Consider the following 22,695-nt stretch of genomic DNA (forward strand, 5'->3'; position numbering starts at 1 on the left):
CCTGTCAACAGGGCTTTTCTCGTCGGCCGCACCGATCCGCCGCGGACCATCACGGATTCTTCACCTTTCGGACACGCATCAGGCGTCGGGACCTGAGCACTCGCAGGTGATGGATCGCCGGGAGGGGATGTCGTGATCGTGGTCGCCGTTCTGCTGTTGCCGCTGCTGTCCGCCCTGCTGATCGTGATGGACCGGGTGGAGGACCACATGCTGCGTCCCGCCGACGCGAGACGCCGGCACGCCGGTGGGCGTCGGCACCTGCGCCTGGTGCGCGGCGGCCGTCGGGACGCGCAGGAGAACCCCGAGCAGCCCGCACCCGAGGGCTCCGGGACCGCCCCGGCGGCCCGCGCGGCCTGAACACAGTGCGCCGAGCGCCGAGCACCTGCAACAGGCGTGCGCGTCGACCGGGTCGTGTGCGAGGCTCGCCCAGGGCCGTCCGACCACGAGGGCGCCGGTCGGAGGACCGTGCGACACGGTGGAAGGCGGCGGCATGCGCATCGGACTGCTCGGCACCGGACCCTGGGCGCAGTCGGTCCACGCTCCCGCCCTCGCCGCACATCCCGAGGTCGACTTCGCGGGTGTCTGGGGCCGTCGCGCCGACGCGGCGAAGGAACTGGCCGAACAGCACGGCACCCGGCCGTACGACGACGTGGACGCGCTGTTCGCCGAGGTCGACGCGGTGGCCGTGGCCCTTCCCCCGGACGTCCAGGCGGGCCTGGCGGCGCGGGCCGCGCGAGCCGGGTGCCATCTGCTGCTGGACAAGCCCGTCGCCACCGACGTCGAGCGGGGACGCGCCGTGGTCGACGCCGTGCGCGAGGCCGGTGTCGCCTCGGTGGTCTTCTTCACCACCCGCTTCCTGGCGGACTCCGCCGCCTGGATCGGCGAGCAGGCGGGGGTGGGCGGCTGGTTCACCGGGCGGGCGCAGTGGCTAGGCGCGGTGTTCACCTCCGACAGCCCGTACGCGGCCTCGCCCTGGCGGCGGGAGAAGGGTGCGCTGTGGGACGTGGGTCCGCACGCTCTTTCCGTGCTGCTCCCGGTGCTCGGCGACGTCCGCCGGGTGACCGCCGCGGCGCACGGCCCCGGTGACACCGTCCACGTGGCCCTCCGGCACGCCGACGGCGCCTCCAGCACGCTGACCCTCAGCCTCACCGCACCGGCCGCGGCGGCGGGGGCGACGGTCGAGTTCCGGGGCGAGCACGGGGTGACCCTGCTGCCGGAGCGCTCCGAGGGCGCCCTGCCCGCCTTCGGCCGCGCCGTCGACGCCCTGCGCGAGGCCGCCCGCACCGGTGTCCCCCACCCCTGCGACGCCGTGTTCGCCCTCCGGGTCACCGAGATCCTCACCGCGGCCGGGACGTTGCTGGCCGCCGACACGGACTGATCGCGACACGCACCGGCCGACGCGAACCCGCCGACGCGGGCCGAGCGACGCGAGAACGGCCGTCCCAGGGAGCTACCGCACACGCCGACCGTCCGCACACCCCGGGCGACCGCGCACCCCGACCGGCCCGCGCGCCGCACGTCCGGACGCCGGACGCCGACCTCCGGACGTGCGGCGCGCGGGCCGACGTAGGAGCGTGGTGGTGTGGGAAGCGTGCGTGCCGGGTCACCCCGCCGGGACCGCCGGGGCTGGCTGCGGGGCGCGCCGCCGCCCCGCTGGATCCGCGCGCTGCCGCCCGTCCTGATCTGCGTCGTCGCGGTGATCACGCTGCTGAGCCCGAATCCGCTCGACATCGGCTTCCTCCTGGGCGCCATCCCGCCCCTGGCGGTCCTGTCGTACGGGCCGCTCGCGACGGCCCTGCTCGGTCTCCTCGCGGTCGTGGTGCTGATGGTCCCGGTGTTCCAGCTGAACCGTCCGGGCAACACCGACCTGCTGACCGTCTGCTTCGTGGCCCTGCTGAGCATCTTCGTGTCGTACGTGCGCAGCCGCCGGGACGCCCAGCTCGATCTGGAGCGCACGGTGGCCGAGGCGGCGCAGCACGCGGTCGTGCCGGAGGTGCCCGAGCGGGTCGGCCCGGTGCACTGCGCGTCCTTCTACCGCGCGGCGCAGCACGGCACGCTCGTCGGCGGGGACTTCTTCGACGTACGCGAGGGTCCGCACGGGGTACGGGCCGTCCTCGGCGACGTGCAGGGGCACGGGCTGGCGGCGGTGGCGACGGTGGCCCTGCTGCTGGGGGCGTTCCGGGAGGCGGCGCTGGACCACCCGGACCTGGAGTCGATCGTCGGGCGTCTGGACCGCCGGTTGCTGGTGGACGCGGCACAGAACCGGCGCGACGAGCGGTTCGCGACGGCCGTGCTGCTGGACATCTCGCCGGAGGCGGACCTGGTGCGGATCGTGACCTGTGGCCATCCGCCGCCCCTGCTGCTGCACGACGGAACGGCCCGCGAGGTCGGCAGCGCCCCGTGGCCGCCGCTCGGCCTCGGGCTGCCCGACGCCTCCGCGCACGCGGAGGGCACGCTGCGGCTGCGGCCGGGCGACCGCCTCGTGCTGGCCTCCGACGGAGTCTGGGAGGCCAGGAACGCCGACGGGGCCTTCTACCCGCTGCCCGAGCGGCTCGCGGCGCTCGCCGCGGAGCACGGTGACGGCCCCGAAGCCCTGGCCGAGCGGGTGTGGGCCGATGTCCTGCGGTTCTGCGGGACGTCGACGGTCCGCGACGACGTCACGTTCCTCATCCTCGCCCCTGATCTCATCGCACCGCGCTGACCTGGGGATTTCCTGGAATTCAGGCGGTTCGTCGGGCTGGTCGGGGCCGGTTCGGACATCCGGGTGAGTCCGGCCCGTTCCGGGGCACCCGCGTCTTCCGGATGCGCGCCGGGCCCGCGCGATGAATGGTGATAGTGGGCCCCGGCGCAGGCACCGGGCCGAAGCAGTCCCCCACGGACCCGAGGAGCAGTGATCATGGAGACGTCACAGACCGACGCGTCCCGGCAGGTCCGGGAGTCCGTCACCCCGGACAACCTGCTCCACACCCGCACCGGCACGGAGGTGGCACCGGAGGACCTGGTGCTCGCCACCGGCCGGGACGTGACCCCGAGCAATCTGGAATGGGCCCGGCGCAAGCTGGACCGGGAGGGCCCCGCCGCCATGGAGAAGCTGCTCCCGTAGGACGCGGTACGGCTCCCCGTAGCCGGTACACCCTTTCGAAAGGCACCTTCGGGCTGACAGACTCCCGAGGGTGCCAGACTTCGACATGCTCGTCCTCGGTTCAGGACCCGGTGGCCAGAAGGCCGCCATCGCCGCCGCCAAGCTCGGCCGCCGGGTCGCCGTCGTCGACCGCCCCGACATGGTCGGTGGGGTCTCCATACACACCGGCACCATCCCTTCCAAGACGCTGAGGGAGGCGGTGCTCTACCTGACCGGACTCACCCAGCGCGATCTGTACGGGCAGAGCTACCGCCTGAAGGACGACATCACCGTCGGCGATCTGACCGCGCGCACCCGGCACGTCGTCGGCCGCGAGGTCGACGTCATCCGCAGCCAGCTCTCCCGCAACCAGATCTCCCTGTACGCGGGTGTCGGCCGTTTCGTCGACGCCCACACGGTCGCCGTGCGCGAGGCCGACGGCCAGGACCAGTTGCTGACCGCGGAGCACATCGTCATCGCGACCGGCACCCGGCCGGCCCGGCCCGGGACGGTGGAGTTCGACGGGCGGACGATCCTCGACTCGGACAACGTCCTCACCCTGGACGGGGTTCCGCGCTCCATGGTGATCGTGGGCGCGGGTGTGATCGGCATGGAGTACGCCTCCATGTTCGCCGCGCTCGGCAGCAAGATCACCGTGGTCGAGAAGCGGGCCGGGATGCTCGACATGTGCGACGTCGAGGTCATCGAGTCGCTGAAGTACCATCTGCGCGACCTCGCCGTCGCGTTCAGGTTCGGGGAGACGGTCGCCTCCGTCGAGCGCCATGCGCGCGGCACGCTCACCGTGCTGGAGAGCGGCAAGAAGATACCGGCGGACGCGGTGCTGTACTCGGCGGGCCGGCAGGGCCTGACCGACGGACTCGACCTGCACAAGGCCGGGTTGACCGCCGATCCGCGCGGCCGGATCACGGTCGACGAGCACTACCGCACCGAGGTTCCGCACATCTACGCGGTCGGCGACGTCATCGGTTTCCCGGCGCTGGCCGCCACCTCGATGGAGCAGGGGCGTTCGGCGGCGTACCACGCCTTCGGGGAACCGGTCGGGCAGATGGACCACCTCCAGCCGATCGGCATCTACACCATCCCCGAGATCAGTTTCGTGGGCCGGACCGAGGACCAGCTGACCGAGGACTGCGTGCCGTTCGAGGTGGGCATAGCCCGCTACCGGGAGCTGGCGCGCGGTCAGATCATCGGCGACCAGCACGGGATGCTGAAGCTGCTGGTCTCCCCGGAGGACCGCAAGCTGCTCGGGGTGCACTGCTTCGGCACCGGGGCCACGGAGCTGATCCACATCGGGCAGTCCGTCATGGGCTGCGGCGGAACGGTCGACTATCTGGTCAACGCGGTGTTCAACTATCCGACGCTCGCCGAGTCCTACAAGGTCGCAGCGCTGGACGCCACCAACAAGCTGCGCCAGCTCGACCGCATCGGGGACTGATCCGGGGACCGGACCGGGAGCCGGCCGGGAATCGAGCCGGGGATCTTGGGGCTATCATCACTCGCACACTCGGTGTGATCTTTCGCCGACCCAGCGGTTGAACGGCGGCCACCTGCTCCTTCGCCGTCCCTGACCCGAGGTCGTCCCCCTCCGGCGCACGGCGGCCGTACCCCACCCCCGAAGTCGTCGGGGCCGGGTCGGCCGCCCTCGCGTCGTGCACGACGGAAAGCAGCACAGCCATGAGCAAGAGCAGGGGCAGAGGACTTCAGGCCAACGCCCTCGGTACGTTCGACACGGTGGTGATGGCGGTCGCGGGCAGTGCTCCGGCCTATTCGCTGGCCGCGACCACCGCGGTACTGGTCGGCACGGTCGGTGTGGCCAGTCCCGCGGCTCTGCTGTACTGCGTGATACCCATGCTCGGCATAGCGCTGGCGTTCAGCTACCTCAGCCGCATCGACGTGAACGCGGGCGCCAGTTACTCGTGGGTGGGACGTACGCTCCATCCCTTCCTGGGGTTCGTCAGCGGCTGGGCGCTGGTGGTCTCGGCGACCATCTTCATGGTGGCCGGGTCGCTGCCCGCCGGTTCGATGACGCTCGCGCTCTTCGACGAGGGTCTCGCCGACGACACCGCGCTGTCGACGCTCGTCGGCGCCGCCTGGTTCCTGCTGATGCTGGGCGTGGTGCTGGGCGGCGCGCGGCTCACCGTTCGCGCACAACTGCTCATGTCCGGCGTCGAGTTGGCCGTACTGGTGCTGTTCGCGGTGCTCGCGCTCTTCCATTCGGGCAACGCCCGCGCCTTCGACTGGTCCTGGTTCGGGTTCGGTCACTTCGACGGGGTGTCGGGGTTCGCGTCGGGCGCGCTGGTCGCCGCGTTCTACTACTGGGGCTGGGACGTCACCAGCAACCTGAGCGAGGAGACCCGCAACAGCCGCCGTACGACAGGACTCGCGGGCCTGATCGGGGTGGGGACGGTGTTCCTGCTGTTCGAGGTGTTCACGATCGTGGTAAACGTGATCCTGTCCACCGAGCAGGTCGAGGACAACGCCGCCAACGTGCTGGGGGCGCTCGGGGAGGAGATCTGGCCGGGCTGGGGCGGCAGACTGATGGTCGTGGCGGTGATGCTGTCCACCATCGCCACCCTGGAGACCACGCTCATCCAGGTCACCCGCTCGCTGTTCGCGATGGGCCGGGACCGTACGATGCCGGCCGCGCTGGGCCGGGTGCACCGCACCTGGAACACCCCGTGGGTGGCGATCACGGTGGTCGGCGCGGTGGCGCTCGCGATGTTCGTGGCGGCCAACGCGCTGGGCTCGGTGGGCGACATCCTCGCGGACGCCATCTCGGCGATCGGTCTCCAGATCGCGGTGTACTACGGTCTCGCGGGCCTCGCGGTGGTCGTCGCCTACCGCAGGACGCTGCTGAAGTCGCCCGCCCACTTCGTGTTCGGCGGGGTGTGGCCGCTGTTCGGCTCCCTGTTCATGTTCTGGACCTTCGTCGAGTCGCTGGGCGAACTGAGCGCGGCGGCCGTCGCGATCGGCGTCGGCGGGCTGGCCGTCGGGCTGGTCCCGATGTTCTGGTACTGGCGGCAGGGCAGCGACTACTACCGGCCCGCCCGGCTGGACGCCAGCCGCACGGTCGCGACGGAGTACGTCCCGGCCGACCGCGCGGCCACGGCCTCGGCGGCCCATGAGGGTCTCCCCACGGACTTCTGAGGGGAATCCGATGGCGCGAGACCGTTTCGCTCCCGACTTCGACCCCGACTGCGGGGACACGGCCGTCACCTCCGCCCGGCACGACATCGTCATCGGCCGCTGGCAGGGGCTGCGGGAACTGCTGCGGGCCACCGGCCCCGACTGGGCCGCCCGGGGACACCGGGTCCGGCTGCTCGCGCAGGCCTGCATGGACAGTTCGGCGGTCGAGACCTGGCTGGCCGCCGAACCGCACAGCGCGGACGCGCTGGTGCTGCGGGCGGCCACGGAGGCGGTGCGGGCCTTCACCCTGGCCATCGCCGCCGGCCGGGGTGTGCCCATCGAGCAGCACCGGGTCGACACCGCGGTACTGGCGTGCCTGCGGGCGGCCGAGGCCCTGCCCCAGGACCCGACGCCGTGGATCTCCCTGATCTCCGTGGCCCGGCTGTACCCGTCGGGGGTACGGCGGCAGGAACTGGCGCGCTGGTGGGACGAGTTGCACCGGCGCGACCCGTACAGCGTGGAGGGCCACCTCCAGGTGCTGCACTACTACTCCGCGCGCTGGCACGGCACCCACGGTGTCATGTACGACTTCGCGCGCGACACGGCGGGCGCGGCGCCGCCCGGCTGCGCGCTGCCGGTCCTGGTGCAGTACGCCCGGGTGGAGGAGTACCGCTACGCCCTGGACACGGCGCGGGGCGACCAGGCCGTGCTGCGGCTGGGCCGGCACTGGGACGACGCCGGCGCGGTGAGCGACGTACGGCGCACCTGGCAGCGCTGGCTCGCGGACCGCGCCGACCTGGACGCCCCGGTCGAACCGAGTGAGCTGCGTGACCTCAACCACCTCGCGCACGCGGCCTGTCTGGCGGGTGCCGAGGACATCGCGGGTCCGTTGCTGCGGATGCTCGGCCGCCGGGCGACGCGTACGCCGTGGTCGTACACCGGCGATCCGCAGCAGCAACTCGCGAAATGGCACAAGGAGTTGGAATTACCGGTGTGACGTCCGGCCGCGCCCCGCGGCTCAGCGGGCCTTAGGGACGCGGTGGGCGGGCTGTTCGGGGGCCGGGCGGAACGGCGGCGGAGGGACCGGCCGGACCTGGGGGTCGTCGCCGTTCAGGACCAGGGACTCGCCGTGGTGGCGCAGGGTCAGCGGCGGCCCGGACAGCAGGGTGTACGTGGCCGTCTCCTGCCCGATCTCCACGCGCAGGCGACGGCCGCGGTGCTGGAGGCTGAAGGCCAGCCGGCCCAGCCGCTCGGGCAGCCGGGGCGCGAACCGGAGGGTGCCGTCGTCGCGGCGCAGCCCGCCGAAGCCCGCCACCAGCGCCGTCCAGGTGCCGGCCAGCGAGGCGATGTGCAGTCCGTCGCGGGTGTTGTGCTCCAGGTCCGCCAGGTCCATCAGCGCCGCCTCGGCCGCGTAGGCGTGGGCGAGGTCGAGATGGCCGGCCTGGGCGGCGACCACGGCCTGGCAGCACGCCGAGAGCGAGGAGTCCCGTACGGTCAGCGGTTCGTAGTAGGCGAAGTTGCGGGCGACCTGCTCGTCGTCGAAGTGGTCTCCGCAGACGTACATGGCGAGGACCAGGTCCGCCTGTTTGACGACCTGCTTGCGGTAGAGGTCGAAGTAGGGGAAGTGCAGCAGCAGCGGGTACTGGTCGGGCCGGGTGCCCGCGAAGTCCCAGCGCTGGTAGCGGGTGAAGCCCTCGTGCTGCTCGTGCACGCCGAGTTCGTCGTTGTAGGGGATGTGCATCGCCCGGGCCGCGTCCCGCCAGGCCGCGCTCTCCTCCGCGTCGACGCCGAGCCGGGCGGCCCGGCGGGGATGACGTTCGGCGGTGTCGGCGGCGGCCAGCAGGTTCGTACGGGCCATGAGGTTGGTGTACGTGTTGTCGTCCGCGACGGCGCTGTACTCGTCGGGCCCGGTCACGCCGTCGATGTGGAAGGCTCCGCGCGGGTCGTGGTGGCCCAGCGAACGCCACAACCGGGCGGTCTCCACCAGCAGTTCGAGTCCGGTCTCGAGTTCGAAGCCGGTGTCGCCCGTGGCCTGGACGTAGCGCACCGCCGCGTCCGCGATGTCGGCGTTGACGTGGAAGGCGGCGGTGCCCGCCGGCCAGTACGCGGACCCTTCCGAGCCCTCGATGGTCCGCCACGGGAACGCGGCGCCGCGCAGGCCGAGTTGGGCGGCGCGGGCACGGGCGGCGGGCAGGGTGCTCTGCCGCCAGCGCAGCGCCTCCGCGACGGCCTGGGGCGCGGTGTGGGTGAGCAGGGGCAGGACGAAGGTCTCGGTGTCCCAGAAGGCGTGGCCGTCGTAGCCGGAGCCGGTGAGACCCTTGGCGGGTATCGCTCGCCGTTCGGCGCGGGCTCCGGCCTGGAGGACGTGGAAGAGGGCGAAGCGGACCGCCTGCTGGATCTCCTCGTCGCCGTCGACCTCGACGTCCGCGCGCGCCCAGAAGTCGTCGAGGTAGGCCCGCTGGTCGTCGAGGAGGCCCTGCCAGCCGCTGTGCGCGGCCGCCGCCAGGGCGGCCTCGACCTGGTCGCTCATCGCGGGCCGGGAGCGGGCGCCGGACCAGCCGTGGGCGACCGGCTTCTCCACTCTCAGCCGCTCCCCCGGCTCCAGCACGGCGGTGACGGTGAGCCGGGCGACGTCGACGTTGCTCTCGGCGCTCGTGGTGGTCCGCTCGGGGCCGGTCACGGTGTGGTCGGCGGCGACGGCCACCCGCAGACCGCTGCGCCGGGTGCGGTGCACCAGGCGCAGCCTCCGCCCGACGGCGAAGTCCTCCTCCGGTTCCAGCGGCGAGCGCAGCGCCCTGGCCGCGCGCGGGTCGCCGTCCGGTTCGGGCAGGCTCTCGTTGGCGACCAGCTCCGACTGGATCACCACCCGGGCCGGCCCGCCGACGGCCTCCACCTCGTACGCCACGGCGGCGATCGCCCGCTGGGTGAGCGAGACCAGCCGAGTCGAACGCACCCGTACGGTCGTCCCGGCCGGCGAGGTCCACTCGCAGACCCGCTCCAGCACTCCCGCGCGCAGGTCGAGGGTGCGCTCATGGGAGACGAGCCGTCCGTAGCGCAGGTCGAAGGGCTCGTCGTCGACGAGCAGCCGCAGCACCTTGCCGTTGGTGACGTTGATGACGGTCTGGCCGGATTCGGGGTAGCCGTAGCCGGCCTCGGCGTAGGGCAGCGGGTGCAGTTCGTGCACGCCGTTGAGGTAGGAGCCGGGCAGGCCGTGCGGTTCGCCCTCGTCGAGGTTGCCGCGCCAGCCGACATGGCCGTTGGACAGCGCGAACACCGACTCGCTCTGGGCGAGCACGTCGAGGTCGAGGGCCGTCTCGCGCACGGTCCACGGCTCCACGGTGTACGAGCGGTGGGTGATCACGCCCGGCCTCCCAGCTCCGCGAGGTCCTTCACCACGACGTCCGCGCCGTGTGCGCGCAGGGCGTCGGCCTGCCCGGTCCGGTCGACGCCGACGACGTATCCGAAGTGCCCGGCGCGGCCCGCGTCCGCCCCGGCCAGCGCGTCCTCGAAGACGGCGGCGCGGGCGGGCGGCACACCGAGGTCGTGGGCGGCGGCGAGGAAGGTGTCGGGGTGGGGCTTGCCCGGCAGCTTCCGCTCGGCGGCCACCACCCCGTCCACGCGTACGTCGAAGAGGTGCTCGGCACCGATCGAGCGCAGGACGTCGAGGGTGTTGGCGCTGGAGGAGACGATCGCGGTGCGCAGTCCGCGCGCGCGGACGGCGTCGATGTAGCGCAGGGTGCCCTCGTAGGCCTCCACGCCCTGGGTCCGGATCTTCTCCAGGACCAGTTCGTTCTTGCGGTTGCCGAGGCCGTGGACGGTGCCGGCGTCCGGCGGGTCGTCCGCCGTTCCGTCCGGCAGTTCGATGTCGCGGGAGGCCAGGAAGGTGCGTACGCCGTCGGCGCGCGGACGGCCGTCGACGTACGCGGCGTAGTCGGCCGCGGCGTCGAACGGCCGGAAGCGCTCGCCCTCGCGCTCGCGCAGGAACGCGTCGAACGTCTCCTTCCAGGCGGCCGCGTGCACCACGGCGGTCCTGGTGACGACCCCGTCGAGGTCGAAGAGGCAGGCCAGAATGTTTTCGGGCAGACCGAGCTCCGTCATACCTTCACCGTTCCCCGCCGGACGCCGTCCACGGGGTGGCGCGCGCCACATCTCGCGAACTCGGCGGCCCGGGCCGTGGGTCGGCGGTCAGCCCCGCTTGAACTCCACCGGTCCCGCGTTCATCGTGATGGTGCCGTCCGGGTGGAGGACCGGACGGCGTTCCGTCATCCGGCCGCTGTAGGCCTCGATGTGGTGGATCGCCGCATCGTCGGCACCGGTGAAGTCGACCAGGGCGATGGCGACCCAGTAGCGGGTCCTGGTGTTCTCGAAGAGCGGGACGGTGACGGTGGAACCGCGCCCGTCGTCGACGACCACCTGCGCGCCGAAACCGCGGAAGGAGCCGTAGCCGTTGCTGACGGCCGAGTAGGCGCACAGCAGGACGTACCCCTGCTCGTCCGGGCGGACGATACGGATCGACTCACGGCCCGGAACACGTGCGTCGCCGTCGAGTCGGATGTAGGGCGGGCTCTCCACCGACCCGAGGTGCTTGTAGTAGACGACATCGGCGCCCTTGCCCTTCTTCGCCGTGTCCGAGGCGGTCCGGGTGCGGGTCCGGGTCCCGGGCCGCAGCGGCTCGCCCCGCGCCACATGACCGGCCTTGACGAGGGTGCCGGGTGGCGTCTGCCCGCGCACGGCCTTCGAGGCGGGCACGAACAGGGCGTAGAGGTCGAGGTCGGCGCCCATCCTGCGGCGCCGGTCGCTGCCGCCGTCCCACTCCAGGGAGGCGGTGACCACCGACTCGTGGTCCGTCCTGTCCAGCCCGATCGAGATCCGGCCGCCCTTGTCGAGGCTGACCCTGCCCAGCGGGGGCTTGCGCAGGCTCGTCGGACCCGCGGCACCGACGGGCGGCGGGCCGGGCTCCGGCTGCACCACCGCCGTCGGGGTGTCGAGCGGGGAACCGTCGCGGTCGGTGTCTCGGTCGGTGTCGTGATCGGTGTCGCGGTCGGTGTCGTGATCGGTGTCGCGGCCCTCGACGGCCGAGGCCTGCTGCGGCTCCTCGACCCGGATGCCGAAGTCGGTGGCGAGACCGGCCAGTCCGTCGGCGTAGCCCTGCCCGATGGCGCGCAGCTTCCAGACCGGGCCTCGGCGGTAGAGCTCCAGCAGCAGCACGGCACGCTCGCCGTCCACGAGGGCGGGCGGACGGAACCGCACCGGTTCGGCGCCGTCCTGCTCGGCACGTACCAGCACGTCCTTGACGTCACTGAAGGTGCGGGTCGTGTCGTCGGGGTCGCAGCTGCCCACCAGGACGACCCGGTCCACGTCCGCGGGAAGCGCGGCCGGATCCACGGCGATCCGCTCGCGCCCCTCGGTGTCGGCGGCCAGGTGCCGGACGGCTCCGGACTCGGCGGAGGGCTGGTTGTAGAAGACCAGGTCGTCGTCGGACCTGACCTTCCCGTCCGCGGAGACCAGCAGGGCACTGAGGTCGACCGCGTCACCACCCACCGTGCGCAGTTCGACGGTGACGCACCCGGAGCCCACCGCCGTGTTCTCACCTTTGCGAAGCTCGGGCATGCCGTCCTCCCCGTGGTCTCCCCGTCGACTTCGTCACACCTTGTCACATCACGGCCGCGGGGCCGAGCCCCTCCTCGTCCCGCCGGTCGCGACCGCGCTGCACCCGGAAGTTCCGCATCCCGCCCCGGACGGAGTTCCCGCACCTATCATCAGGTGTGCCGCCCGGTCGCCGACCGCTGCCGGGGACAGCCGGTCACAGGGGGCGTGATGGGTCTCGCAGACGCGTATCTGGGTGCCGCGGCCCAGACGGTGACGTTGCTGAGCGCGCCGGAGGTCGCCGCTTCCTGGGAGAAACCGAGCGCGCTGGCGGAGATGACCGTCGCCGCCCTGGCCGGTCATCTCGCGTACCAGATCTTCAGCGTGACCCCGGCCCTGCGGGAATCCGCGTCGGGACGGACGCCACCGATCCCCCTTCTCGAGCACTATGCGCGCGCCGCGTGGATCGACGCGCCGCTCGACGGCGAGGTGAACACCGGTATCCGGGCGAAGGGGGAGGAGATCGCGTCCGGGGGTCCCCGAGCGCTGCTCGACCGGGCCCGCGCGGAACTCGCCGGACAGCGGTACGCCCTGCCGGGGGTCCGGGGCGACCGGGCCGTCTTCCTGCCCCAGACGGGATGGGCCCTGAGCCTCGACGACTTCCTGGTGACGCGCATGACGGAACTCGCCGTGCACATGGACGATCTGGCGGTCAGCGTGGGCATCCCCGCACCGGAGATCCCGGCCGCCGCGTTCGAACCCGTGCTGGCCCTGCTGGCCAGACTAGCCACCCGTCGGCACGGCCGGACGGCACTGCTGCGCGCCCTGACCCGCGCGGAACGCGCACCTTCGGCGATCAACGCGCTCTGAGGCCGCTCGGTCGTCCCGTTCCCTGGCCAGGGCGGCTGATCGGCTGGATGATCGGCTCATGTCCCATGACGCACCACCCGCCGAGTCCGATCCGTCTTCGGGGACGGGCGCATCGCGCCTGAGCTCCGCCGACCTGCTGCGGCGGGCCGCCGCGCTCGTGCGGCCGGGGCGGCGGGCGATCCTCGGGGTCGCCGGGAGCCCGGGAGCGGGCAAGAGCACCCTCGCAGCCTGGCTGGTCCGGGAGCTGAACGGGGACGGGCCCGCCTGGGTCGCGCACGTCCCGATGGACGGCTTCCATCTCGCCGACGTGGAGCTGGACCGGCTCGGCCGCCGCGACCGCAAGGGCGCGCCGGACACCTTCGACGCCGCCGGTTACGCGGCGCTGCTGCGGCGGTTGCGGGAGGAGTCGGACGGGGACGACATCGTGTACGCGCCCGGGTTCGAACGGGTACTGGAACAGCCGCTCGCGGGGGCGGTCCCGGTGCCGTCGGCGGCGCGGCTGGTCGTGACGGAGGGGAACTACCTGCTGCTGGAGACGGGTGCGTGGGCTCGGGTGCGGCCGCAGCTGGACGAGGTGTGGTTCTGCGAGGTGGACGAGGAGGAGCGGATCCGGCGACTGGTGGCCCGGCACGAGGAGTTCGGCAAGGGGCACGAGGAAGCCGTGGCGTGGGTGCTGGGCACGGACCAGCGCAACGCCGACCTGGTCGCGGGCACCCGGGAGCGGGCTGATCTGGTGGTGCCGGAGACGGCCGTGCCGCGGGCCGCGGCGGACGCCTGACCCCGGGCCAAGTGATGGCGGGAGGTCCCTGACCCGGGTACGGGGTGGTCGCGGGAGGGTCCCGACACGGGTGCGCGGCGGCCCCGGCGAGCTTCCGGGGGGCGGGACGGCCGTCGCTCACGCGTGCAGGGTCAGTTCCGGTTCCCCCGACGCGTCGCCCGCCGACTGCCCGATCAGTGCGGTGAAGGCCTCCGTGCGGACCGTCAGGCCCGTCCCGCCGTCCTCGAGGACGGGGACGAACGGGCCGCCCTCGGGGCCGTGGCGCACGGCGAACACGTGCAGGTGTTCCGGGGCGCCGGGTGCCGGGTCCGCCTCCAGCGCGCTGGAGGACACCAGGTGCCGCCAGCCCTCGTCGGGGTTGCCGTACACCCGCGGGTCGGCGGCCAGGGCGAAGGCGGCCTGCTCCTGCGTCGTCTCGGCGCGGGCGTCGAAGTGGTCGACGCCGGTGGAGCGGGGGTGGGTGAGCCGCAGCGGGCCCGCGCCCGTCACGTGTGCGTGCGCGGTCCTGCGTACCCGGTCGCCGTCGTCGGCGGCGTAGGGCAGTCCGGCCAGCAGGTACGGCGTGCCGTCCAGCCTCTGCACGACGACCGTCGTCCACAGGCTCGTGCCGACGGTGACGTACAGGGACCGCACATGGCGCAGGGCGTGGTCGCGGCCGACGACCGGTTTGGTGACCAGTTTGGCCGTCAGGCCGTCCGCGCGCACGTCCCGGACCCGGACCTCGCCCGTCGGACGGCACATCAGGAAGCCGTCGAGCACCGGTCCGAAGCCGTGCTGACGGTTCACGGCGGCGGCGAGGAGGTACGTGCCGGCCGCCTCGACGAGTGTCGGGGTCATCCGGTCGTCGAAGGCCACCGATACGGTGCCCGCGCGCAGTTGGTGCCGCGCGGTCGAGGCGGCGGGTGCGCGGTGCCAGCGCGTGGGGTCCTGGATCTGCCAGACCAGCATGAACGCGAAGTGGCCGTCGAGACCGCCGTCGGCCCTGGTCGCATGACGGCCCCAGCGGCTGTCGCCCCGGTACCGGCCCAGGTCCGAGCCGATGCGCCGGCCGAAGTAGCGCAGCCCGAGGACCGATTCGAAGCCGGAGTGCTGTTCGCTGTAGCGGGGGCCGCCGATGTCGAAGCCGCCGTTGGTCAGCCGGGCGTCGAGGTAGCGGGCCAGCACGTCCCCGTCCTCGGCGAACATCGCCTCGCCGCTGACCCGGTGGGCCTGGGCGAGGAAGGAGAGGGAGATCGGGCCGTAGTTGTTGTCGTACGCCCCGCGGTGCTCGGGGGGCAGCAGCGCGCCCCGGTCGCGGACGCGGTGGGCGCGGATCTCCTCGGCGTACAGCGTGAGCGCGCGTGAGCGCACCGACTCCCCTTGTTCCGGCGGGAGATGGCGGGCCAGCATCAGCCCGCCCACGACACAGCCGATGGCCTGGTTGCCCGCCTCCTGCGGGTTGAAGAAGGTCGCCTCGGTGAGCCAGCGCCAGTAGCCGTGCGCGGTGTCGAGCAGTTGCGCGCGCTGTGCGTCGGCGACCAGTCCGTCCGCCGCGTCCAGCACGTTCACCGCCTGGAGCAGCGCCCACACCGTGCTCGGCCAGTCGCCGATCGGGTGCGCGCCGGTCTCCAGGACATAGCGGGCGTACGGCAGTTGCGCGTCGCGCCGCCGGAGGTTGGGGTAGCCGGGGTTGTCCTCGCGGTGGACGCGCTCACGGAGGTGGAAGGCGATGCTGCGGGCGACCGCCGTGGGCAGGCGCGGGTCCCGGGAGCGCTGCCAGGCGAGCGCCAGCAGCGAGGTGACGCCGAGCGAGGTGTCGCCGATGTCGTCGCCGCCTGCGGGGTGTTCGAGGCTGCCGTACGGGGTCAGCCGGGCCAGGGCCTGCTCGGTGACGTCGGCGAGGACGGCGTCGTACGCCTGCGGGCTGTCGGGCAGGTCGTGCAACGGGCCGCGCTGGTAGGGAAGGCGCATGGATGCTCGGCCCTTCGATGCGGCGGTCGCCGTGCTCCCGGCCAGCTTCTTCGGGGAAGAGAGGAAGCAGGTGAGCGCGGGCGGGACCGCGGGCGTCCACCGGGCGAACATCGCGTGGCACGGTGTGCGGAACCGGCCCGCGGGCGCCGCGCGGGCGGTCCGCGCACGGGGGCTGAACCCCGGCCCGCCGCGGGCCGTACCTGTCCACACGGCGGAAGGTCTGCCGGTACGACTCCTGAAGCGGTGCCGTCCCGCGGGGCGGGAGCTGAGGCAGAGTACGTCCATGAGGCGGCTCAGGAGCGCTCCCACCGGCCCACGCGGGGCGGACGCCGGGGCGGATGATGGCGAGCGAAGTGACGACGGTCGTGCTCGGCCGTGAGAAACCGGCCGGTCCGGCGGCCGCCGGGCCGGTGGGAGCGGCGGGGCGGCCCCGGCGGTGGCTGCGGCGGCACCGGCGCCGGGTGCTGCCGCTGGTCGTGGTCGTGCTGCTGGCCCAGATGGCCGTGGCGATGGTGACCACGGCCTTACGGCAGACCCCGACCATCGACGAACCGGTGTACGTCGGCACGGCCGCGGTCTCCCTGCACGAGCACCGGCTGCGCTACAACCCCGAGCACCCGCCGCTGGGCAAGCTGATCGTCGCGGTCGGGGTGGCGCTGGCCGATCCGCATGTCGACCTGGCCTTCACCGGTGACCAGGTCCAGGTCGGGCGCCATCTGCTGTACGGGTCCGGGAACGACCCCTGGCGGCTGATGCTGTGGGCCAGGCTGCCGGTGATCACGCTGACCCTGCTGTTCGGCCTGGTCGTGTTCGGTTTCGCCCGGGACCTGGCCGGTGCGCGGGGCGCGGTCGCGGCGCTCGCGCTGTACGCCTTCTCCCCCGATGTGATCGCGCAAGGGTCGCTCGCCACGCTCGATCTCCCGGTGACCGGGTTCCTGGTCACCTCGGTCTGGCTGGTGTGGCGGGCCCGTCGGCGTCCCCGGCTCTGGCTGCCGCTCTCCGGGGTGGCGCTCGGCGCCGCGCTGGCCACGAAGATGTCCGCGCTGCCCGCGGTTCCGGTGCTGATGGCCCTGGCCGCCGGGTCCGTGTGGGTGTGGCACGGCCGCCGGGGGGACGTGCCGCCCGCGGCCCCCGCCGCTCCCCCGGCCCCCGCCGCTCCCCCGGCCCGGCGTGGCACGCTGTCGCGGATCGGCGCGCGTCGACTCGGCATGCTGTCACGGATCGGCGCGGACCGGCGTGGCGCGCTCCTGGGCGCCGTCGCGGGCGCCGCCGTGGTGGCGCTGACCGCCGTCGCCGTCGTGTGGGCGGCGTATCTGGCGGTCGATCCCCGGCTGCGGTGGACGCCCGAGCAGCACATCCCCGCCACGCACGGCCTGCACGGCCTCCTGGTACGTCTGATGCCCTTCCCGGACGCCTACCGGGACGGCATGCGCATCCAGTTCGCCTTCCAGAACGCCCCCTGGCAGGGCTTCCTGTTCGGGCGGCTGTACTCCGGCCCGCTCTGGTACTACCTGCCCGCCGCGCTGCTGGTGAAGACGCCGCTGGGCATGCTGGCCCTGTGGGCGGCCGGCGCGCTCGCGCTGGTGACGGTACGACGGCTGCGGCCCGCCGCGTCCTATCTGCTCGCGCCGACGGCCGTGCTGCTCGCGGCGGCCATGCTGGGGTCGCGGGACTTCGGCACCCGCTACGCGCTGTTCGTGCCGGTGTTCCTGGCGGTGGCGGCGGGCTGCGCCCTGGCGGTACGCCGACGGTGGACGCCGGTGGCGACGTGGGCACTGGTGCTGTTCGTGGCGGTCAGCTCGATGCGCACGTACCCGTACTATCTGCCGTACTCCAACGAGGCGTTCGGCGGGCCCGCCAGGACCCATCTGCGGCTGCACGACTCCAACGTGGACTGGGGCCAGGACCTGGGCGCGCTGGCCGACCGGTTGCGCGACCGCTACCGGGGCAAGCGGGTCTGGCTGGTGTACAAGGGCAGTGGGGTGCCGTCGTACTACGGCATCCGCGCGGCCGATCCGCGCAAGCGGCCCGCCGCCGAGGTGCGCGGGCTGCTGGTCGTGTCCGACTCGGCCGTGGCCAAGGCGACGGGGCGGCTGGCCGCACTGATCCACGGCAGCCGCGAGATCGACGAGGTCGGACACTCGATCACGATCTACCGGCGTTGACCGCGCCGGGACGCGGCTTCGGCGAACTCCTCCGCGCTGACGTGGGGCATCACCCGACTCGCCACCCGGTAGCGGCCGTTGGGGACGTCCGCGGACCGCACGACACGGACCGTGAGCGGTCCCGCCCACGCGTAGCCCTCGCGATCCGCGTGCCGGACCAGGCTGTCGGTCAGGGCCTGGCCCACGGCACTGTCCCGGCGCGTCAGTTCGTCGTGGACGGTGGCGTCCAGCTCGACGTCGTAGGCGTTGGGGACCACGACGAGGCGCTCGCTGCACACCACGGCGTGGTCGTCGCACTCGCGGCGCAGCGCGGCGAGCAGTTCGACCGGCTCCTTGCCGACGACGCGGGCCCACAGGGCCTCCCAGTGGTGTTCCAGAGTCAGTTCCAACGCGCTGAGCGCACCCATGTGTGTTCACCTGCCTGCTCGGGGTCGGTGTTCCTCGGCGTCGGGTGCCCGGGGTGCGCCCGGATATCCCCACCGGTGTCCGGAGCACCGGAGCCTGCTCCACAATCCCTGGTCACCGCGGTGGGTGAGCTATGTTGGCTCTCCGTGGGAGACAAAGAAGACGCGCCGGCCCCCTCGTTGCAGCAGGCGCGCGCACAGGCATCGGCGATCACGTCGGGGAAGACCGACCCGCAGGCGGAGGTCTCCCCCACCTCCCGGCTCAGGGCGCTCTTCGACGGGCCTCATCTGTCTCCCGGGCAACGTCGTATCGCGCAGTACCTGATCGAGCACATCACCGAGGCCGCCTTCCTGTCGATCACCGACCTCGCCGACCGGGTCGGCGTGAGCCAGCCCTCGGTGACGCGGTTCGCGGCCGCGGTGGGCTTCAGCGGCTACCCCGCGCTGCGGGAGAAGCTCCAGGCGATCGCCCTGGGCACCCTGGCCGGGGGTCCCGCGGCGGACGAGGTGAACCGGGGCAACGAGCTCCAGGCGGCGGTGGACGCCGAGATCGAGAACCTGGAGAACCTGCGGCGCGACTTCGCGGATCCCGACCGGGTCATCGAGATCGGCCGCGCGTTGTCGGAGTCGTCGCCGTTGACGGTGCTCGGGCTGCGCATCTCGGTGTCGCTGGCCGAGTACTTCGCGTACGCGGCGCGCCGCGTCCATCCGGACGTGCGGCTGGTGACTCTGGGCGGCAGTGTCGCCTACGACGCGCTGCTGCAGTCCCGGGCGGCGGGCGGCACCTGGGTGCTGGCCTTCTCCATGCCCCGGCACGCGCAGGAGACCCTCGCCGCGCTGCGGGTCGCGCGCGGAGCCGGACTGCGGGTCGCGCTGATCACCGACCTGGCGCTGGGGGCTCTCGCCGATGAGGCCGACGTCACCTTCGCCACCGGCACCGGTTCCCGGCTGGTCTTCGACTCCTACGCGGCGCCCGGTGTGCTGGCCGCCGCGCTGCTGCAGGCGATGACGGACGCCGGGCCCGAGCGGACCCAGGCGCGGCTGGAGGAATACGAACAGATCTCCGAGCAGCACCAGTTCTTCCTGCGGGAGTGACGGCGGCCCCGCACGACGAGGTGTCCGCCGTGGTCACACGACAAAGTGTCCGCCGTGGCCAAACGGCGTCACACACGGATCATTCAGAACAGATCGCGCATGAATGTTTTCATGCACCTTGCAAAGCAGACGGCATATATAAATACTGCTCACGGCCGCACCCGCCCCGAGCCCGCCGTCCCTACCCACGTCGGCGCCGGGGCGCGGTCGGGCGTCGCCTGCGCGCGCCCGTGGCGGCTCCGGTCATCCCCTGGACCGGGGCCGCCCCACCTCGTCGGACCACCCGTCCCGACGCCGCACACCCGGAAGCGATGATCATGACTCTCACGACGACGCGCATCAGCCCGGACTGGCCCTGCCAGGTCAAGACGCCCGGCAGCTACGACTGGGAACGTTCGGCGGCCAAGTGGCTGCGGGAGCTCGTCCCGGCCCGCTACGCGAGCTACCCGGTACTGCTGCGCCACCCCGTGCTCCTGGCCCGGCACGCGACGATCCAGGTCCAGCAGGAGATCCGGGTCGCCCGCACCGCGCTCCAGACCGCGCGCGCCGATCTGCCGCGGCTGGGCCTGCCCGAGTCGGTCATCGAGCACACGATCAAGCTGTACGCGGCCGAGCTCATGCAGCTCCAGCACATCGCGCGCAGCGTCCGGGCGGTCACCGAGGCGCTCGCGGAGCACGCCGCTGCCGCCGCCCGCTGACCGCGCCGGCCGGGCGGTCACTCGTCGTCGCGGTGCCTCCAGTACCAGAACGCGCCCACGACGAGGGCCAGCAGGAAGAGTGCGGGCAGCAGCAGGCCCGGAATGCGGGAGCCGGTCATCGCAACGGCCTTCGTTCGAGGCGGGCCGGCCGCCCCGTCGCGTCGGCCCCCGAGATCATCGTGAGTCCGCCCCCACCCCCCGATCACGACGCTTTCCTCAGCTATTACCCGGCGTTCGATTCATTGGCCGTCAGCCGCCGTTCGTGCGCGCCTCCAGATCACGGCGGGTGTCGTCGCCGTAGACGCCGGACTCGTCGCCCCGGATGCCGTACCAGACCTGGAAGCGGGCCACCGCCTCGGTGAGTTCGGCGCCGTAGCGGCCGTCGGTCGCTCCGTGGTCGTACACGTTCGGGATGCGCAGCAGGCGCTGCTGGAGGTCGGTCACCTCGGGGCCGGAGTCGCCCTCGCGCAGGGTGCCGACGCCGTCGGGGTCGGTCGTCGCCTCGGTGGTCGGAGCGGGAGCGGAGGCGGACGGGGCGGGAGCGGCCGCGGAGGCGTCGTTCATGCGGGGCAGCAGGAGGGCGCCGGCGAAGCCGACGAGGGCCGCCGCGCAGACGCCCAGGGCGACGGCGGCACATCGCTGCCACGGGCTGCCGCCCCACCCTTCGCCGCGCCGTCCGGGACCGCCGTTCCCCGGTGCCGGCCGGTCGTGGAGTCCACCGGTCCCCGGTCCCGGCCGGTCGTGGAAGGGCGGCAGCTCCTGGGTCTCCGCCTCGGCCGGGGCGTCACGCACCGGCACGGACTCGTAGGCGGCGTCCTGCGTCATCTCGCGGAAGAGGTCCGCGAGCGCGTCGGTACGACGGGGGCGCAGGACCCGGATCGGTTCGAGGACCGGGCGGTCGTACGGCTCGCCGGGCTCGGGCGGTGTCGGCACGCTGCTCTCCTTCGGTACCTCGGAATCCCCGGGGAGTGATACGGGCGTGCCGGTGCCCGGGTTCAGTCCGCGAGGAAGCGGCGCAGGGATCGCGCCGTCGCGGCCACGAAGGCGTCCCGACGGCTCTCGTCGAGGGCGTCGAGGGAGAGATAGGGGTTGAGGTCCTCCAGCTCGACCAGCAGCAGGCGGCCGTCGGGGGCACGGCAGGCGTCGACCCGCTGGATACCGGCGTCGAGGGTGTTCCAGGCGATGAAGCGGTGGGCGAACTCCAGATCCTCACCGGTGGGTTCGTACGGCCGGAGCTCCCAGCGCCGGTCGGGGTCCGGGGCGTGGAGGGCGTACTGGAAGTCGTGGTCGACGAAGTAGAAGGAGACCTCGTACGTGAAGTCGATCCGCGGCTGGACCAGGACCGTGCCGTCGGCGAGGCCCGGCAGCTCGTCGGCGGTGACCGTGCGCAGACCTATGGAGTCGGCGCCGAGCTTGGGCTTGACGATGTAGTGCTCGGCCTCGGGCAGCAGTCCCAGGTCGGCCGGACGGTCGACGGTGGGGATCACGGGCAGCCCTTCGGCGCTCAGGTCGAGGAGGTACTGCTTGCCGGCCATGTCCGCACTGCCGGTGAGCGGGTTGTAGACCCGGGTGCCGCTGCGCAGCGCCTGCTCGCGGAAGGCGTCGTACTGCTCCTGGTACGCGAGGACGGGACCGCTGTTGCGGACGACGACGGCGTCGAAGGCGTCCATCAGGGCGGCGGCGTCCCGGGGATGGCACAGGGCCAGGTCGAAGTCCGCGCGCAGCCGCGCGGTGAGGAGGATGTCCTCGTCGCAGTAGCGGCGCCCGCGGGCCGGGTACGCCAGATCGGTGACATAGAGGACGCGGGGGCGGGCGGCGGGCATGCCGGGGTCTCCTCGGAAGCGGGTGTACTGCGACGCAGCGGATGTACTGCGACGCAGCGGGTGTCCGCAGTGCAGCGGGTGTCCTGCGGTGCAGGAAGGTTACGCCGGGCATCGCGGAGCCTTCACGGGGGACACTCAGTTCCCCCACGGGAGGGAACTGAGTGCCATCCTGCGGACCAGGTGCTACGTTCCCCTCCATGAGCTCCAGTAACAAGACGGAGGAGGCGGCCGCGAAGCCGCCCATGCGGGACGCCCTGGTCGCGGCGGCCTTCCAGTTGTTCCTGGAGCGTGGCTACGAACAGACGACGGTCGACGACATCGTGGCGCTGGCCGGGGTGGGCCGGCGGTCGTTCTTCCGCTACTTCCCCTCCAAGGAGGACGTGGTCTTCCCCGACCACGAGCGCTGCGTGGCCGACATGACGGCCTTCCTGGCCGCGAGCGGCGACGAGGACGAACCCGTGCGGCGGGTCTGCGACGCGGCCCGGCTCGTGCTGCGGATGTACGCCGAGAACCCGGCGTTCTCCGTGCAGCGCTACCGCCTCACCAAGCAGGTGCCGGGACTGCGGGCGTACGAGCTGTCGGTGGTGTGGCGCTACGAACGCGCCCTCGCCGCGTACCTGCGCGCCCGCTTCGCCGGCCGCCCCGACGGCACCCTGCGGGCCGATGTGATCGCGGCCGCCGTGGTCGCGGCGCACAACAACGCGCTGCGCTCCTGGCTGCGTTCGGACGGCGAGGACGACGCCGGGGCCGCGGTCGACCACGCGCTCGGCCATGTCCAGGAGACCTTCGCCCGGCCGTCGGGGGCGGCCGCCGGGCACCCGGCCGGGGACCGGGAGGACGTCGTCGTGGTCGTCTCCCGGCGCGGAGCACCCCTGTGGCGCGTGGTGCAGGAGATCGAGACGACGCTGGCCCGCGACTGATCCCCCCGCAATTTTGGGGTACCGAGTGCCTTTACGAGTGACACTCAGTGCCATACGCTGTGGCCGTGCACGGTGGCACGGCCGACCGGGCACAGGCGTGCCCGGGCGTTCCGGGCACGCGGTTTCCGGCCCGGCGCA

Annotated in this window: 20 protein-coding genes; 13 read left to right on the plus strand and 7 right to left on the minus strand. The window is 72.8% G+C overall.

The window, feature by feature from the left end; translation table 11 throughout:
• The first annotated feature begins 132 nt into the window (after window positions 1–132).
• From ACWC24_RS21630 to ACWC24_RS21660, 7 genes are all read left to right on the plus strand, one after another.
• Window positions 133–357, plus strand: coding sequence for a hypothetical protein (locus ACWC24_RS21630; RefSeq protein ID WP_450664459.1), 225 nt, complete (start codon window positions 133–135; stop codon window positions 355–357).
• Window positions 358–490: 133 nt separating this feature from the next.
• Window positions 491–1,378: a Gfo/Idh/MocA family protein gene (locus tag ACWC24_RS21635; RefSeq protein ID WP_450664460.1), complete on the plus strand. Its 888-nt coding sequence runs from the start codon at window positions 491–493 to the stop codon at window positions 1,376–1,378.
• A gap of 204 nt (window positions 1,379–1,582) precedes the next feature.
• Entirely contained in the window at window positions 1,583–2,701 is a 1,119-nt protein-coding gene (locus ACWC24_RS21640) for a PP2C family protein-serine/threonine phosphatase (RefSeq protein ID WP_450664461.1), read from the plus strand.
• A gap of 195 nt (window positions 2,702–2,896) precedes the next feature.
• On the plus strand, window positions 2,897–3,103 hold the full coding sequence (locus ACWC24_RS21645) for a hypothetical protein (protein ID WP_450664462.1): 207 nt from the start codon (window positions 2,897–2,899) through the stop codon (window positions 3,101–3,103).
• Between the two features lie 70 nt (window positions 3,104–3,173).
• On the plus strand, window positions 3,174–4,577 hold the full coding sequence (gene sthA, locus ACWC24_RS21650; protein WP_450664463.1) for a Si-specific NAD(P)(+) transhydrogenase: 1,404 nt from the start codon (window positions 3,174–3,176) through the stop codon (window positions 4,575–4,577).
• A 239-nt stretch (window positions 4,578–4,816) separates the two neighbouring features.
• Window positions 4,817–6,289 carry an APC family permease gene (locus ACWC24_RS21655; protein WP_450664464.1) on the plus strand — a complete coding sequence of 491 codons (1,473 nt, stop codon included), beginning with the start codon at window positions 4,817–4,819 and terminating at the stop codon, window positions 6,287–6,289.
• 10 nt (window positions 6,290–6,299) lie between these two features.
• On the plus strand, window positions 6,300–7,265 hold the full coding sequence (locus ACWC24_RS21660; protein WP_450664465.1) for a hypothetical protein: 966 nt from the start codon (window positions 6,300–6,302) through the stop codon (window positions 7,263–7,265).
• A gap of 21 nt (window positions 7,266–7,286) precedes the next feature.
• Here ACWC24_RS21660 and ACWC24_RS21665 read toward each other — a convergent pair whose 3' ends face one another.
• From ACWC24_RS21665 to ACWC24_RS21675, 3 genes are all read right to left on the minus strand, one after another.
• A complete protein-coding gene (locus ACWC24_RS21665) occupies window positions 7,287–9,629 on the minus strand; it encodes a glycoside hydrolase family 65 protein (protein ID WP_450664466.1) in 2,343 nt (780 codons plus the stop codon).
• Window positions 9,626–10,366, minus strand: a complete 741-nt coding sequence (locus ACWC24_RS21670; protein WP_450664467.1) for an HAD family hydrolase — start codon at window positions 10,364–10,366, stop codon at window positions 9,626–9,628. Before ACWC24_RS21670 ends, ACWC24_RS21665 begins: the two co-directional genes overlap by 4 nt.
• A gap of 87 nt (window positions 10,367–10,453) precedes the next feature.
• On the minus strand, window positions 10,454–11,878 hold the full coding sequence (locus ACWC24_RS21675; protein WP_450664468.1) for a TerD family protein: 1,425 nt from the start codon (window positions 11,876–11,878) through the stop codon (window positions 10,454–10,456).
• Window positions 11,879–12,085: 207 nt separating this feature from the next.
• Between ACWC24_RS21675 and ACWC24_RS21680 the strand changes: the two genes are divergently transcribed.
• Window positions 12,086–12,724 (plus strand): maleylpyruvate isomerase N-terminal domain-containing protein, encoded by a 639-nt coding sequence (locus ACWC24_RS21680; protein WP_450664469.1) that lies wholly within the window; start codon window positions 12,086–12,088, stop codon window positions 12,722–12,724.
• Between the two features lie 58 nt (window positions 12,725–12,782).
• Window positions 12,783–13,502: a nucleoside/nucleotide kinase family protein gene (locus tag ACWC24_RS21685; protein ID WP_450664470.1), complete on the plus strand. Its 720-nt coding sequence runs from the start codon at window positions 12,783–12,785 to the stop codon at window positions 13,500–13,502.
• A gap of 117 nt (window positions 13,503–13,619) precedes the next feature.
• Here ACWC24_RS21685 and ACWC24_RS21690 read toward each other — a convergent pair whose 3' ends face one another.
• A complete protein-coding gene (locus ACWC24_RS21690; RefSeq protein ID WP_450664509.1) occupies window positions 13,620–15,452 on the minus strand; it encodes a hypothetical protein in 1,833 nt (610 codons plus the stop codon).
• 338 nt (window positions 15,453–15,790) lie between these two features.
• Between ACWC24_RS21690 and ACWC24_RS21695 the strand changes: the two genes are divergently transcribed.
• Window positions 15,791–17,617 (plus strand): ArnT family glycosyltransferase, encoded by a 1,827-nt coding sequence (locus ACWC24_RS21695; protein ID WP_450664471.1) that lies wholly within the window; start codon window positions 15,791–15,793, stop codon window positions 17,615–17,617.
• Here ACWC24_RS21695 and ACWC24_RS21700 read toward each other — a convergent pair.
• A complete protein-coding gene (locus ACWC24_RS21700) occupies window positions 17,605–18,024 on the minus strand; it encodes a DUF3662 domain-containing protein (RefSeq protein WP_450664472.1) in 420 nt (139 codons plus the stop codon). The two genes, ACWC24_RS21695 and ACWC24_RS21700, sit on opposite strands and share 13 nt — an antisense overlap.
• Before the next feature lie 144 nt (window positions 18,025–18,168).
• On the opposite strand from ACWC24_RS21700, the gene ACWC24_RS21705 reads away from it, so the two are divergent.
• Together ACWC24_RS21705 and ACWC24_RS21710 are read left to right on the plus strand one after the other, a co-directional pair.
• A complete protein-coding gene (locus tag ACWC24_RS21705) occupies window positions 18,169–19,116 on the plus strand; it encodes a MurR/RpiR family transcriptional regulator (RefSeq protein WP_450664473.1) in 948 nt (315 codons plus the stop codon).
• Window positions 19,117–19,427: 311 nt separating this feature from the next.
• A complete protein-coding gene (locus ACWC24_RS21710; protein WP_450664474.1) occupies window positions 19,428–19,814 on the plus strand; it encodes a hypothetical protein in 387 nt (128 codons plus the stop codon).
• A 249-nt stretch (window positions 19,815–20,063) separates the two neighbouring features.
• On the opposite strand, the gene ACWC24_RS21715 is transcribed toward ACWC24_RS21710, so the two are convergent.
• Both ACWC24_RS21715 and ACWC24_RS21720 read right to left on the minus strand, forming a co-directional pair.
• Window positions 20,064–20,747, minus strand: coding sequence for a peptidoglycan-binding domain-containing protein (locus ACWC24_RS21715; protein ID WP_450664475.1), 684 nt, complete (start codon window positions 20,745–20,747; stop codon window positions 20,064–20,066).
• 62 nt (window positions 20,748–20,809) lie between these two features.
• On the minus strand, window positions 20,810–21,637 hold the full coding sequence (locus ACWC24_RS21720; RefSeq protein ID WP_450664476.1) for a hypothetical protein: 828 nt from the start codon (window positions 21,635–21,637) through the stop codon (window positions 20,810–20,812).
• 242 nt (window positions 21,638–21,879) lie between these two features.
• Between ACWC24_RS21720 and ACWC24_RS21725 the strand changes: the two genes are divergently transcribed.
• Window positions 21,880–22,557, plus strand: coding sequence for a TetR family transcriptional regulator (locus ACWC24_RS21725; protein WP_450664510.1), 678 nt, complete (start codon window positions 21,880–21,882; stop codon window positions 22,555–22,557).
• Window positions 22,558–22,695: the final 138 nt, after the last annotated feature.

The organism is Streptomyces sp. NPDC001443 (assembly GCF_053597355.1).